The 12,561-nt window shown below is 71.8% G+C and carries 14 protein-coding genes; 6 read left to right on the forward strand and 8 right to left on the reverse strand.

The window, feature by feature from the left end; all coding sequences use genetic code 11:
* Positions 1 to 47: 47 nt before the first annotated feature.
* Positions 48 to 983 carry an NYN domain-containing protein gene (locus ACWCRA_RS10055; RefSeq protein WP_351551288.1) on the reverse strand — a complete coding sequence of 312 codons (936 nt, stop codon included), beginning with the start codon at positions 981 to 983 and terminating at the stop codon, positions 48 to 50.
* A 150-nt stretch (positions 984 to 1,133) separates the two neighbouring features.
* On the opposite strand from ACWCRA_RS10055, the gene ACWCRA_RS10060 reads away from it, so the two are divergent.
* On the forward strand, positions 1,134 to 1,286 hold the full coding sequence (locus ACWCRA_RS10060) for a hypothetical protein (RefSeq protein ID WP_351551291.1): 153 nt from the start codon (positions 1,134 to 1,136) through the stop codon (positions 1,284 to 1,286).
* Between the two features lie 135 nt (positions 1,287 to 1,421).
* On the opposite strand, the gene ACWCRA_RS10065 is transcribed toward ACWCRA_RS10060, so the two are convergent.
* The 4 genes from ACWCRA_RS10065 to ACWCRA_RS10080 all read right to left on the reverse strand — a co-directional run bounded on the left by ACWCRA_RS10065 (position 1,422) and on the right by ACWCRA_RS10080 (position 4,462).
* Positions 1,422 to 2,027 carry a MarC family protein gene (locus ACWCRA_RS10065; RefSeq protein ID WP_351551294.1) on the reverse strand — a complete coding sequence of 202 codons (606 nt, stop codon included), beginning with the start codon at positions 2,025 to 2,027 and terminating at the stop codon, positions 1,422 to 1,424.
* Positions 2,028 to 2,074: 47 nt separating this feature from the next.
* On the reverse strand, positions 2,075 to 2,938 hold the full coding sequence (locus tag ACWCRA_RS10070) for a PHP domain-containing protein (RefSeq protein ID WP_451067217.1): 864 nt from the start codon (positions 2,936 to 2,938) through the stop codon (positions 2,075 to 2,077).
* A gap of 111 nt (positions 2,939 to 3,049) precedes the next feature.
* Positions 3,050 to 3,688, reverse strand: coding sequence for a DUF6758 family protein (locus tag ACWCRA_RS10075; protein WP_351551300.1), 639 nt, complete (start codon positions 3,686 to 3,688; stop codon positions 3,050 to 3,052).
* 183 nt (positions 3,689 to 3,871) lie between these two features.
* A complete protein-coding gene (locus ACWCRA_RS10080; protein WP_351551303.1) occupies positions 3,872 to 4,462 on the reverse strand; it encodes a suppressor of fused domain protein in 591 nt (196 codons plus the stop codon).
* Positions 4,463 to 4,959: 497 nt separating this feature from the next.
* Here ACWCRA_RS10080 and ACWCRA_RS10085 point away from each other — a divergent pair, with 497 nt between their 5' ends.
* Positions 4,960 to 6,075, forward strand: coding sequence for a magnesium and cobalt transport protein CorA (locus tag ACWCRA_RS10085; protein WP_351551306.1), 1,116 nt, complete (start codon positions 4,960 to 4,962; stop codon positions 6,073 to 6,075).
* A gap of 102 nt (positions 6,076 to 6,177) precedes the next feature.
* Entirely contained in the window at positions 6,178 to 6,723 is a 546-nt protein-coding gene (locus tag ACWCRA_RS10090) for a hypothetical protein (protein ID WP_351551308.1), read from the forward strand.
* Positions 6,724 to 6,869: 146 nt separating this feature from the next.
* Here the strand turns inward: ACWCRA_RS10090 and ACWCRA_RS10095 are convergent, their stop codons facing one another.
* Positions 6,870 to 7,703, reverse strand: a complete 834-nt coding sequence (locus ACWCRA_RS10095) for a hypothetical protein (RefSeq protein WP_451067231.1) — start codon at positions 7,701 to 7,703, stop codon at positions 6,870 to 6,872.
* 249 nt (positions 7,704 to 7,952) lie between these two features.
* Here ACWCRA_RS10095 and ACWCRA_RS10100 point away from each other — a divergent pair, with 249 nt between their 5' ends.
* From ACWCRA_RS10100 to ACWCRA_RS10110, 3 genes are all read left to right on the forward strand, one after another.
* Positions 7,953 to 9,215 (forward strand): magnesium transporter MgtE N-terminal domain-containing protein, encoded by a 1,263-nt coding sequence (locus ACWCRA_RS10100; RefSeq protein WP_351551314.1) that lies wholly within the window; start codon positions 7,953 to 7,955, stop codon positions 9,213 to 9,215.
* 140 nt (positions 9,216 to 9,355) lie between these two features.
* Positions 9,356 to 9,943, forward strand: a complete 588-nt coding sequence (locus tag ACWCRA_RS10105) for a DUF1003 domain-containing protein (protein WP_351551316.1) — start codon at positions 9,356 to 9,358, stop codon at positions 9,941 to 9,943.
* A gap of 42 nt (positions 9,944 to 9,985) precedes the next feature.
* Positions 9,986 to 11,119 carry an Mrp/NBP35 family ATP-binding protein gene (locus ACWCRA_RS10110; RefSeq protein WP_351551318.1) on the forward strand — a complete coding sequence of 378 codons (1,134 nt, stop codon included), beginning with the start codon at positions 9,986 to 9,988 and terminating at the stop codon, positions 11,117 to 11,119.
* 134 nt (positions 11,120 to 11,253) lie between these two features.
* Here the strand turns inward: ACWCRA_RS10110 and ACWCRA_RS10115 are convergent, their stop codons facing one another.
* Positions 11,254 to 11,907 (reverse strand): hypothetical protein, encoded by a 654-nt coding sequence (locus tag ACWCRA_RS10115; RefSeq protein ID WP_351551320.1) that lies wholly within the window; start codon positions 11,905 to 11,907, stop codon positions 11,254 to 11,256.
* Between the two features lie 178 nt (positions 11,908 to 12,085).
* On the reverse strand, positions 12,086 to 12,532 hold the full coding sequence (locus tag ACWCRA_RS10120; RefSeq protein WP_351551323.1) for a sec-independent translocase: 447 nt from the start codon (positions 12,530 to 12,532) through the stop codon (positions 12,086 to 12,088).
* Between the last annotated feature and the right edge of the window lie 29 nt (positions 12,533 to 12,561).

Below are 12,561 nucleotides of genomic sequence, written 5' to 3' on the forward strand. Positions count from 1 at the left end.
GGCAGCGCCTCCGGTTCCAGGACCGGGGGCGCTGCCCCGGCCCGCCGTCAGAACTGCGCCTGGAGGTGCTGCCAGAACCCGTCCCGCAGCGCCCTTCGGAGCACCGCGTGGCCCCGCAGCGACCGCTGGAGCACCCGCTCCGCCTCGATCAGCAGATCCTGGTCCACCGGCCCCGGCAAGTAGGGGTGTCCGGGCAGCAGCTCCACCAGCGACTCGCGTCCCCGCTCGGCCAGCCAGGTCGCCGCGATCTGCGCGCCCACGAAACGCACCTCGTCGCGGGAGGGCGGGGGCGCGCCCTCGTTCTCGTACACCGTCACGGCCCGCCGGGTGATGTACGGGCGGCAGAAGTCCAGGTCGAAGGTGCGCTGGCTGTCGACCTCCCAGAGCAGCGGCTCGGCCTGGTTGCGGCCGTCGCCCGCCTCGATGCCCCACAGATGGACCCGGGCCCCGTACCCCTGGGCGGCCTCCACCGCCGAGACCAGGTCCTCGTCGCCGCCGACGAGCGCCGCGTCGCTGATCGCGCGGTGGCGGGCGAGCGACTCCAGATCCGTGCGGATGAGGGAGTCGACGCCCTTCTGCTGGTTGTTGGCGTTGAGGTTGCCGAGCCGGACCTTCACATCCGGGAGTTCGGCGATGGCCTGCTGTTCGGGGGTGTGGATGCGCCGGCGGGCTCCGTCGTACCAGTACACCCGGAGCAGTCTGCTGTCCGCGAAGATCGTGCGGGCCTTGTCGATGAAGGCCTCGATCATTCCCTCGGCGTCGAGGTCGAAGGACCGGCGGTCCTCCGTCCCGGCGACCAGCAGTCCGGCCGCGGCGTACACATATCCGGCGTCCACGAAGATGGCGTGGGTGGAGGGGGTCTTGGCGACCTCCGCGAGCATGCGCTGGAGCAGCTCGTTGGCGTGGTCCATCCGGACGGCGAGGGCGCTCACGGCCGCGTCGATGTCCGTGCTGATCTCTGGGCTGATCTCTGGGTCGTTCATACGCGACCCATTTTCCGGCCGCGCGGGGGTACCCGCCAGTAGTTAGACAAGGAAAGATTTTCTTTAGTGTAGGGAATGTTTGCAGGCTACATCGCTGTTCTACCCACAGACACCAGTTCTCTCAGGAGGATCAGACGAAGGGAGAAGCCCTTGCGCTTCGAGATCATGCGCCTGGACGATGTGGACGGCACCGCCGTCGACAGCACCGTCGTGGACGCCGCCTCTGTCAACCGGATCGTGCAGCAGGCCGCCGCAACCGGCCAGCGCGTCTATATCCGTCCGGTCGACCCCTCGGCCTTGTAACACCTGCTCGACACACCTGGTAACGCTTGCACGACGCGCGGCGCCCCCGTACGGACGAATCCGTACGGGGGCGCTGTCGTGCCCGGCGGCGCGCGTCCGGGACGGGGAGGCGGGCGTCGGGGACGGGCGGGGCGCTCAGCCGCCCCGGACGACCTGGGTCACTCCGTTGATGATCTGCTGCACGGCGATCGCGGAGAGCATCATCCCGGCGAGCCTGGTCACCAGCACCACACCGCCGTCCTTGATGACCCGGATGATCAGCAGCGAGTAGCGCATGGCCACCCAGAGCACCGCGTGCATCGCCACGATCGCGAGCCAGACCGCGGTCTGCTGCGCGCCGCTGTCCGCGTTCTGCACCGCGAGGATCACCGAGACGATCGCACCGGGCCCGGCCAGCAGCGGCATGCCGAGCGGCACGAGCGCGACATTCACGTCCTTGGTCTGTTTGGGCTCATCGGTCTTGCCGGTGAGCAGATCGAGGGCGATCAGCAGCAGCAGGAGCCCGCCCGCGATCATCAGCGCGGGCACCGAGACATGGAGATAGTCCAGGATCTGCTGGCCGACCAGGCCGAAGACGGTGATCACCCCGAAGGCGACGGCCACCGCCTGCCAGGCCATCCGGCGCTGCACCTTGGCGGGGCGGCCTGAGGTCAGGGCCAGGAAGATCGGGGTGACTCCGGGAGGGTCCATGATCACAAAAAGGGTCAGGAAGAGGGAGCCGAAAACGGCAGCGTCGAACACGTGAGGGCCTTGCGGGAAGAGGAGAGAGGAGAGGGTGGGGCGAGGAGCTAGACGCGCGGTCCGCCGGCGCCGGGGACCGGGAACGCGCCGGTCGCCCGCCGGGTGATCTCGCCGTAGATCTCCGGGTCGGTGGTGAACGCGCCGAGCGCGATGTCCTTGCGGCTGCCGTGGTAGTCGCTGGACCCGGTGGTCAGCAGCCCGAGACCGCCGGCGAGGGAGCGCAGCCGCTCCCGGGCCGCCGCGTCATGGTCCATGTGGTCGACCTCGATCCCGTCGAGACCGGCCTCGGCCAGCGCGGCGATCGCCTCGTCGGGCACCGTGCGACCGCGCTGGGCGGCGGCGGGGTGGGCGAAGACGGCGACTCCGCCGGCCGCCTTGACGAGGCGGACGGCGGTGAAGGGGTCGAGTTCGTGCTTGCCGACGTGCGCCCGGCCGCCGTCGGCGATCCACCGCGGCGTGAAGGCGTCGGAGACCGTCGGTACGACGCCCAGCTCCACCAGGGCCGTCGCGATGTGCGGGCGGCCGACCGAGCCGTCACCGGCGATACGGGCGACCTGGTCCCACTCCACGGGTACGCCCAGCTCCCGGAGCTTCGCGACCATCGCGCGGGCGCGCGGCACCCGGTCGTCCCGCACCAGCTCCCGCTCGCGGAGCAGCTCGGGCTCGTCGGGGTCGAAGAGATACGCCAGCAGATGCAGGCTCACCCCGTCGAGCGCGCAGGAGATCTCGGCGCCGGTGACCAGGGTCAGCCCCTCGGGGAGGGCGGCGAGGGCCGCCGCGTGGCCGCGGGTGGTGTCGTGGTCGGTGAGGGCGACGACGTCCAGTCCGGCGGCAGCGGCCCGGCGGACCAGCTCGGCGGGGGTGTCCGTGCCGTCCGACGCCGTGGAGTGGGTGTGCAGATCGATGCGCACGACGCTGACTCCAGGGGCGGAACGGACAGGGACGCTCCAGTGTATCGGGCACCGAAAGGGGCCCCGCCCTCCCGGGGAGGGCTCGGGGCGGGCGCCCGGGGCGGGCGGGGGCTACGAGAGCAGCCTCGGCGAGAGCGCCCCGCAGGGCACCAGCTCCACCTCCGCGCCCGCGTCCCGCAGGTCGGTGAGGACCAGTTCGTCGTACATCAGCAGACCGGACTGCTCCGGCCAGACGATCGCCCACAGCCAGAGCCCCCGGGCCTCGCCCGCGAAGACGGCCCGGTCGTCGGGGGCGGTGGGGACATGCCAGAGCGGGGTGGGCCGGCCGGCGGCCAGCACCTTGGTGTGGGGCGGTCCGGAGACATTCATATGGGGTCCGGGGTCGGGGCCCTCGATGCCCGCGTACCGCGCGCCCAGGCCGACTCCCAACTCCTCGGCCACCAGCAGCAGTTCACCGATGCCGCCGAGCGGACCGGGCCCCGAGCAGGCCACGGCGGTGGCACGGCCGCCGCTGCGGTCGTCGCCCGCGTAGGCGACACCGGTGAAGAGCCAGCCCACCGGCAGCGGCCAGGGCATCCAGACCGGGACTCCGGCCCGGTGCACCACGACACCGAGAGCCTCGACACTGGGCGGGATCACTGGCTGGAGCGGATGCACCGCGCCGTCCGCGTCGCACTGCCAGGAATCGGCAAAGAGACCGGGCGCCCTGACCCGGCCACCGCACTTCGGGCAACTGGGTTCGCCCCTCATAGCGCTCAACGGTCCTACCCGGCCGCCGCCGCGTCAAGGACGATCACCCGTCCGGCGTGTGCGTGTACGCTCCGCCGCTCCCCCGGACGGCCCTGCGCGCGGCCGGCCCGGGGGCCTCGCCGAGCCGTCCGGCGGCCGCGCCGGCGGCGGAAACAGCAGGACGGAAGGGAGACACGCGGTGATTCAGTCCAGGGTCACGGAGGCGCGCAGGGGGTCCCGCAGATCCGCCCCCCGGGCCAGCCAGCGCTCCTGGAGCGCCTGTGCGCCGTGCACCCGCTTCCACGCGGCCTCGTTCGGCGTCATCGGCAGCAGCGGCAGAAAACGCACCGGATCGAGCGGAGGCCCCGGCTCCAGATCCGCCACGAGACCGCCGGGCTCCGCGACCAGCACCGAGGTGAAGGGCGCGGCCGGCCAGAGCGGCTCACCGGTGTCGAGGGAGGCCCCGGGCGCCACCACGACCCCCTCCACCTGAGGGGAGGCGGCGAGCACGGCGAGCGGGCGCAGCACCTTGTCGGTGTCGGCGAGCCCCGCCCGCACCGAGAGGATCAACTCGGCGCGCGGCCCCGCGACCGGGTCGGCGAGCACCGCCGACGGATCGGTCATCGGGTGGGCGGACATCCCGAGGGTGGCGTACCGCACCACCCCGGCCTCCGGATCGGTGAAGCGGAGCACCTCGATACGGTCCGTCCCGAGGAACGTCACGGCCGCGCGGGCGTCCGGTTCACCGAGCGCCGTCAGCAGCCTGGACTCGACCAGAGCAAGAACTTCTCCCATCCGGCGAGCATAAATCCCGTAAGGAATGGGCATTCCCAGGGATTGGCCTCAGTTGGCTGATAGTCTTGGCCGCTGGCCGGGGTGGCGTGCCTGGAGCACGCAGGGGACGGACGCGAGAGCGATGCTCCCCGTCCCGGCGACACGTCTATCCCCCACGGGGGACCGGCCGGAGGAGGTGGGGTCTGCGGTGGATCGAAGTCGACCGTGCAGTACCGACCGCTCTTCCGTACGGCATCACTTCCCGGTGATCTGAGGCCTTCCCGCACAGGGCCCACGGCATTCCGTACCGCGGCGCTCCGTATCCGGGCATCCCGTACGACAGCGCCCCGTCCAGCGGAATCTCGCACGACGGAAGAGCACTTCGTTTTTGCCTGTCTGTAGCGAACGCCGTCACCGCGATCCCGCGGTGCCGCCCGCTTTGCGGACGTAATGTCACGTCCCCATTCCGGGCTGTGCCACGCCACTCGCCCGACGGCCTCTCCGTGAAGGAGCCAGCCATGTCGATGATCCGTGACCTGCGCGCAGCGGTCCGCCCCTCCCTGCGCAAGAGCAGCGCCCCCTACAACTCGTACGACACCACGCGCGACCCCTCCGCCTCCAGCGCCGTCGTCGACTGCGCCGTCTACCGCGACGGCCGCCGGCTGGAGAGCGGGGCCTGCCCCTCGCCGCGCGAGGCGATGCTGAAGGTGCGCGACGGCGGAGGCTTCGCCTGGATAGGGCTGCACGAGCCCACGGAGGAGGAGTTCGCCGGGATCGCGGCGGAGTTCGGGCTCCACCCGCTCGCCGTCGAGGACGCCGTCCACGCCCACCAGCGGCCCAAGCTGGAGCGGTACGACGACACCCTCTTCACCGTCTTCAAGACCATCCACTATGTGGAGCACACCGAACTGACGGCGACCAGCGAGGTCGTGGAGACCGGTGAGCTGATGTGCTTCACCGGCCGGGACTTCGTCATCACCGTCCGGCACGGCGGCAAGGGCTCCCTGCGCGCGCTCCGGCACGGCCTCCAGAAGGACACGGAGCTGCTGGCGAAGGGCCCGTCCGCGGTGCTGCACGCCATCGCCGACCATGTCGTGGACGGCTATATCGGGGTCGCCGCCGCGGTGCAGGACGACATCGACGAGGTGGAGATCGATGTCTTCTCCGCCCCCTCCAAGGGCCGTCAGCGCAGCAGTGACGCCGGGCGGATCTACCAGCTCAAGCGGGAGGTACTGGAGTTCAAGCGCGCGGTCTCCCCGCTGCTGCGCCCGATGCAGCTGCTGAGCGAGCGGCCGATGCGGCTGATCGACCCGGACATCCAGAAGTACTTCCGCGATGTCGCCGACCACCTCGCCCGGGTGCAGGAGGAGGTCATCGGCTTCGACGAGCTGCTGAACTCGATCCTCCAGGCGAATCTGGCGCAGGCGACGGTGGCGCAGAACGAGGACATGCGCAAGATCACATCCTGGGCGGCGATCATCGCGGTGCCGACCGCGGTGTGCGGGGTGTACGGCATGAACTTCGATCACATGCCGGAGCTGAAGTGGGAGTACGGCTATCCGATGGTGCTGACCTCCATCGCGGTGATCTGCTTCACCATCCACCGCACGCTCAAGCGGAACGGCTGGCTCTAGGGCGTTTCTTGTGGATCAGGCCGGATCGGGGAGGAACTCCCCGGCCCCGGGACGCGCACCGTGCGGGGCGCCCGCCGCCGGCCGGGTGGATAGGCTGCGCGCATGACAGATCTCGCCCCCCGCCCCGAAGAGGACTCCGCGCTGCTCGGCCAGGCCCTGGTCGAGGAGGCCACCAAGAAGTCCGGTCTCCTCTGGGTGCGGGGCGAGGGCCCCGAGCGCGCCCTGTGGCATGTGTGGCACGAGGGCGCCGCCCATCTCGTCGGCGACGGCGCGGGCGAGCAGCCCCTGACGGGCCTGCGGGACGGCGGCAGCGCCGAGGTCACCGTCCGCAGCAAGGACAAGGGCGGCCGGCTGATCGCCTGGACGGCGGAGGTGAGGGAGCTGGCGCCGCACTCGCAGGAGTGGGAGACGGTGGTCCCGGAGCTGAAGGGCAAGCGTCTGAACTCGGTGGACGCGGAGCGGGTGGCGGAGCGGTGGGCGCGGGAGTGCCGGGTGCTCCGGCTCACCCCGGTCTCCTCGACCACCACCCATCCGGCGGGTTCGCTGGCCGCGGCCCCGGCCGGTTCACCGGCGACCACCCGCGACCCGGCACCGCCCGCCCTCCCCCGGCTGCTGCTCTCGCGGCGCGGGAAGCGGAAGACGGGCTGAGCCCCGCCCTCCACCGGGCGCGGGCCGCCCTCCACCGGGCGCGGGCCGCCCTCCACCGGGCGCGGGCCGCCCTCCACCGGGCGCGGGCCGCGCTCCGCCGGAAGCGGCCCCCGCTCACCGATCCGGCCCGATCCGGAAGAAACTCCCTAGTCGCTGCTCTTGGGCAGTTGGCGGCCGTAGTCGACGATCTGCGACGTGTCCGGCGGCTTCAGCTCGAAGTCCGCGTCCCACTCGGCGAGCGTCAGCACGCCCTTGCCGCCGGCCCGGGCGAACCGGAGCGGATAGGGCTCGCCCTCCAGCGAGACGTCCAGCACCCCGCCCGCGCCGTCCGCCGCCTGCACCTTGATCGTCTGGACGCCGCCCACCCGGGTGCGCTCGCCCTTGCTCAGCTCCCCGCCCATGCCGAGCAGGCCGTCGAGCAGCACATCCATCTCGGTGAAGCCGCGGAACTCCTTGTACGCCGGGTCCCCCTGGGGCACCTTCACATACTTGTCGCCGAGCTTCCCCGCGGCCTCCGCGTCCGCCCGGCTCGGCGAGGGCGCGGCGGTGCCGCCCGGCGCCCCCTTGCCGTCCTCATGGGTCCAGAAGCCCGCATCGGCCTTGAGGAACAGCTCATCGCCGACCCGGAGCAGCTCGAAGGTGTTCTCCGTGGAGGTCACCGAGCCCGTGCCGCCGTCCTCCTTGAGCCGCATATTGAGCTTGAAGGTGCCGCCCTTGCCGACCAGGGTCCCCGAGAGACGCACCGCGTCGGAGGCCTCGGCCGCCGCGCGGGCCCGGTTCTCGATCTCCTCGGCCGGGAGTTTCCCGACCCCGTTGGTCCCCTTGTCGGGATCGGGCTTCTTCTCCTCGGCACAGGCCGTGGCGGTCAGGGCCAGCCCGGCGGCGAGCACCACCGAGAGCACGGTTCTGCGGGCCCGGGAGACCCGGAACCCTCCGGCGAGAACCGCGGGAACCGGGCGGACCGAGGGGAGGGGAGACACCAGCACACTGCCTCTCATCTGCTTGTCATCTGCTGGATACGGGAGCGCAGACCGCAGCGTACCGGTGCGTGAGAGGCTCCTCCGCAGGTAGGCGTACCGACGCCGGACGGACCAGGGCCGACGGCGGTACGGAACGGTACGAGCTAGCCTGAAGCCCCTGAACAACGGCATTCCCTGGCAGAGAGCCCGGTGAGCCGACGGAACGCGCCGGTCCCGCCGGCAACGGAACGAGAGCGGAGGCGCGGAAGCATGGCCGCGAGCGCGCACCGGGTCTTCGTCTCCCATCTCGCCGGGGTCCCCGTCTTCGACCCCAGCGGCGATCAGGTCGGCCGGGTCCGCGATCTGGTGGCGATGCTCCGTGTCGGCCGCCGCCCGCCCCGGCTGCTCGGTCTGGTGGTGGAGGTGCTCAGCCGCCGGCGGATCTTCCTCCCGATGACCCGGGTCAGCGGTATCGAGTCCGGCCAGGTCATCACGACGGGGGTGCTGAACGTCCGCCGCTTCGAGCAGCGCCCCACCGAGCGGCTGGTCCTCGGCGAGCTGCTCGACCGGCGGGTGCGGCTGGTGGACAGCGACGAGGAGGCCACCGTCCTCGATGTGTCGATCCAGCGGCTGCCCGCCCGCCGCGACTGGGAGATCGACAAGGTCTTCGTCCGCCGGGGACGGGGCGGGGCGCTGCGCCGCAAGGGGGAGACCCTGACCGTGGAGTGGTCGGCCGTCACCGGCTTCTCGCTGGAGGAGGACGCCCAGAGCGCGGAGAGCCTGGTCGCCACCTTCGAACGGCTGCGCCCGGCGGACCTGGCCAACGCATTGCACCACCTCAGCCCCAAGCGGCGCGCCGAGGTCGCCGCCGCCCTCGACGACGACCGGCTCGCCGATGTGCTGGAGGAGCTGCCGGAGGACGACCAGGTGGAGATCATCGGCAAGCTCCAGGAGGAGCGCGCGGCCGATGTGCTGGAGGCGATGGACCCGGACGACGCGGCCGACCTCCTCTCCGAGCTGCCCGAGGACGACAAGGAGCGGCTGCTCGCCCTGATGCGCCCGGACGACGCCGCCGATGTGCGCCGGCTGCTGTCGTACGAGGAGCGCACGGCGGGCGGTCTGATGACCACCGAGCCGATCGTGCTGCGGCCGGACGCGACGGTCGCGGACGCGCTGGCGCGGGTGCGCCAGCAGGACCTCTCCCCCGCGCTCGCCGCCCAGGTGTATGTGTGCCGGCCGCCGGACGAGACGCCCACGGGGAAGTACCTGGGCACGGTCCACTTCCAGCGGCTGCTGCGCGATCCGCCGTTCACGCTGGTCGGCTCGGTGGTCGACAGCGATCTGCCGCCGCTGGCCCCGGACACCCCGCTGCGCGCGGTGACCAGCTATCTCGCCACGTACAACATGGTCGCGGCGCCGGTGGTGGACGAGAGCGGGGCGCTGCTGGGCGCGGTCACGGTGGATGACGTGCTGGACCATCTGCTGCCCGACGACTGGCGTGAGACGGAGTTCGAGGAGTCGGCGCATGGCTAGGCCGTCTCTTCCGGATCTTGCCGGGCTCGCGAGCCCTGGCACCGCGCCCCGCCGCGTCGGGCGCGCGCCCGGCCGGCGCGCGCCCGGAGGGCGCAGGACCGGGGCACGAGGGCCGGGCGGCCCGGGGAAGGGGTACGGCCATGGGTAGCGGGGACGGCGGGCCCGGCGAGGGGCAGCGGGAGCGGATGCCGTCGGGGGCGACGGCGGCGCCGCGTGCCCGCGTACGTCTCGATCTGCCGCGCGCTCCGCGCCGTACGCTGCTGCCGGAGTACGACCCGGAGGAGTTCGGCCGCCTCTCCGAGCGGATCGCCCGCTTCCTGGGCACCGGACGGTTCATCGTCTGGATGACCCTGATCATCATCCTGTGGGTGGTGTGGAATGTCTCGGCGCCGGAGAATCTCCGCTTCGACCAGTACCCGTTCATCTTTCTGACCCTGATGCTCTCCCTCCAGGCCTCGTACGCGGCCCCGCTGATCCTGCTGGCGCAGAACCGGCAGGACGACCGGGACCGGGTCACCCATGAGCAGGACCGCAAGCAGAACGAGCGGTCGATCGCGGACACCGAGTATCTGACCCGGGAGATCGCGGCCCTGCGGATGGGCCTCGGCGAGGTCGCGACCCGGGACTGGATTCGCTCGGAACTGGAGGACCTGGTCCGCGAGATGGAGGAGCGCCGCGCGCCCCTCCCGCCCGAGCGCGGCCAGGGGAGTGACGAAGCCGACCGCTGACGGGCTTTCCGGCGGCGGGAGTCGGCGCCGTACCATCGTCGTATGGTTACGGAAGACGCGGTGCTCGCGGCACTGGCGACGGTGAACGACCCCGAGATCAACCGACCGATCACCGACCTCGGCATGGTCAAATCGGTGGACATCGCAGCGGACGGCGCGGTCGCGGTCACGGTGTACCTCACCGTCTCCGGCTGCCCCATGCGGGAGACGATCACCAGCAATGTGACGGACGCGGTGGCCCGTGTCGAGGGCGTCACCCGCGTCGGTGTCACCCTCGATGTGATGAGCGACGAGCAGCGCAAGGACCTCGCGGCCTCGCTGCGCGGCACCACCGCCGAACGGGAGGTCCCCTTCGCCCAGCCCTCCTCGCTGACCAGGGTGTACGCCGTGGCCTCCGGCAAGGGCGGGGTCGGCAAGTCGTCCGTCACCGTGAACCTGGCGGCGGCGATGGCGGCCGACGGCCTGAAGGTCGGCGTGGTGGACGCGGACATCTACGGCCACTCCGTACCCCGGATGCTGGGCGCCGACGGGCGCCCCACCCAGGTCGAGAACATGATCATGCCGCCCTCGGCGCACGGCGTGAAGGTCATCTCGATCGGGATGTTCACGCCGGGCAACGCCCCGGTGGTGTGGCGCGGCCCGATGCTGCACCGCGCGCTCCAGCAGTTCCTGGCCGATGTGTACTGGGGCGATCTGGATGTGCTGCTGCTCGACCTGCCGCCCGGCACCGGCGATATCGCGATCTCGGTGGCGCAGCTGGTGCCCAACGCCGAGATCCTCGTGGTGACCACCCCGCAGCAGGCGGCGGCCGAGGTCGCCGAGCGCGCGGGCTCGATCGCCGTGCAGACCCACCAGAAGATCGTCGGTGTGGTCGAGAACATGTCGGGGCTGCCCTGTCCGCACTGCGACGAGATGATCGATGTCTTCGGCACCGGCGGCGGCCAGCGGGTCGCCGAGGGGCTGACGAAGACGACCGGGGCGCATGTGCCGGTGCTGGGCTCGATCCCGATCGACGTCCGGCTGCGGGAGGGCGGGGACGACGGCAGGCCCGTGGTGCTCAGCGACCCGGAGTCGCCGGCGGGCTCGGCGCTGCGGTCGATCGCGGGGAAGCTGGGCGGGCGGCAGCGGGGGCTTTCGGGGATGAGCCTCGGGATCACCCCGCGGAACAAGTTCTAGGCCGTGTGACCCGGGCCCCGGGGCCGCCGGGACACGGCCGGGAGCCGCGGCCGGGCCCCGGGGCGGGACATGACCGGGCCCCGGGGCCATGGCCCCGGGGCCGCCCGGCCGCGCGGGTCTTGGCCGGCTCCGTCTCAGCGGAGGTACGGAGTGAGGTCCTCCAGCGCCGAGAAGCCCAGCCCGTAGGCGCTCATGCCCCGCCCGTACGCCCCGATGTGCACCCCGCCGGCGGACGACCCGGCCAGCACCCAGCCGAACTCGGACTCGCGGTAGTGGAAGGGCGTGGGCTCCCCGTCGACCGGCAGCGACAGCGTGGACCACTCCGAGCCGCCGAGGTCGTGTGCCAGTTCGAAGGCGGTCTCGGTCTGCTGCTCCAGCCAGTCGTCCCGCAGGGAGTGGTCCATCTGCGGGGGCCAGGTGTGGGCGAGCAGGCCCGAGCCGGCCAGCCAGGCGGCCGATGAGGCGGTGGTGGCGTCCAGCACCCCCGTACCGTCACCGCTGTGGCGGTCCGGGCTGGCGGCGACGGTGATCACCACCGCGAACCGCTCCTTCTCGGCGGCCGTGGCCTCGGACCGTATCGACGGCTCCTCGCCGTGACCGATCGAGCCGTGCTGGACGACCCCGTCGGCGGCGGAGCCGACCTGCATCAGCCAGCGGGGCCCGGTGAAGGCCCCGTCCAGGCCGTACCAGGGGAAGGAGGCGCGGGCGTACGCGTCGGCCGTGCGGCGCCGGGCGGCGGCCTCCGCCTGTGCGCGCTGGTCCGCCGTTGTCCGACTGGTCGTCTCCATCTGGCCGGCCGCCTCCTTCGTGTCCGGGTCCGGAGCGGACCCGCCCCCCTCGGGCGTCCTCGCGTCCAGACAGATGGAGAGAATAGCCACCTGTCCCCCGCTCACATGGATTGACCGGCGCGCGATGGCGTGTGCGCCCGGCTCGGGCGGCGGCCATTGGGGTGCGCCGGGCGGTGGCTCAGGTGGCGTCCGCGTCGAACGGCGGGCGCTCGTCCGGCTGCGGCCGGTCGCGCTTCTTGAGCAGGTCGGGGGTGTCGGCGGAGCCGTTGACCGCGGCGGGGACGGCGTCCGGGGCGTGCCGGGAGTTCACCGCGTCGGCGACCTCGTTCATCTCCTTGCGGAGGTCGAAGGAGCCGCCCAGCTCCTTCAGCTCCCGCAGCTCGTCGTTCTCGTTGAGCTGCTTGCGGAGGAAGGTCTTCGGGTTGAGGTCCTCGAAGTCGAAGTCCTTGAACTCCGGACCCAGCTCGCTGCGGATGTCCTGCTTCGCGTTGTCGGAGAAGTCCCGGACCTTGCGGATGAAGCCGGTGACGTCCTGGATGACCTTCGGCAGTTTGTCGGGCCCGAAGACCAGCACGGCGAGCACCACCAGAGTCACCAGCTCCAGTGCGCCTATGTCATTGAACACCCTGTCGCTCCTCGTGTTCTCGGCTGCTC

The sequence above is a fragment of the Streptomyces sp. NPDC001889 genome (assembly GCF_053594535.1).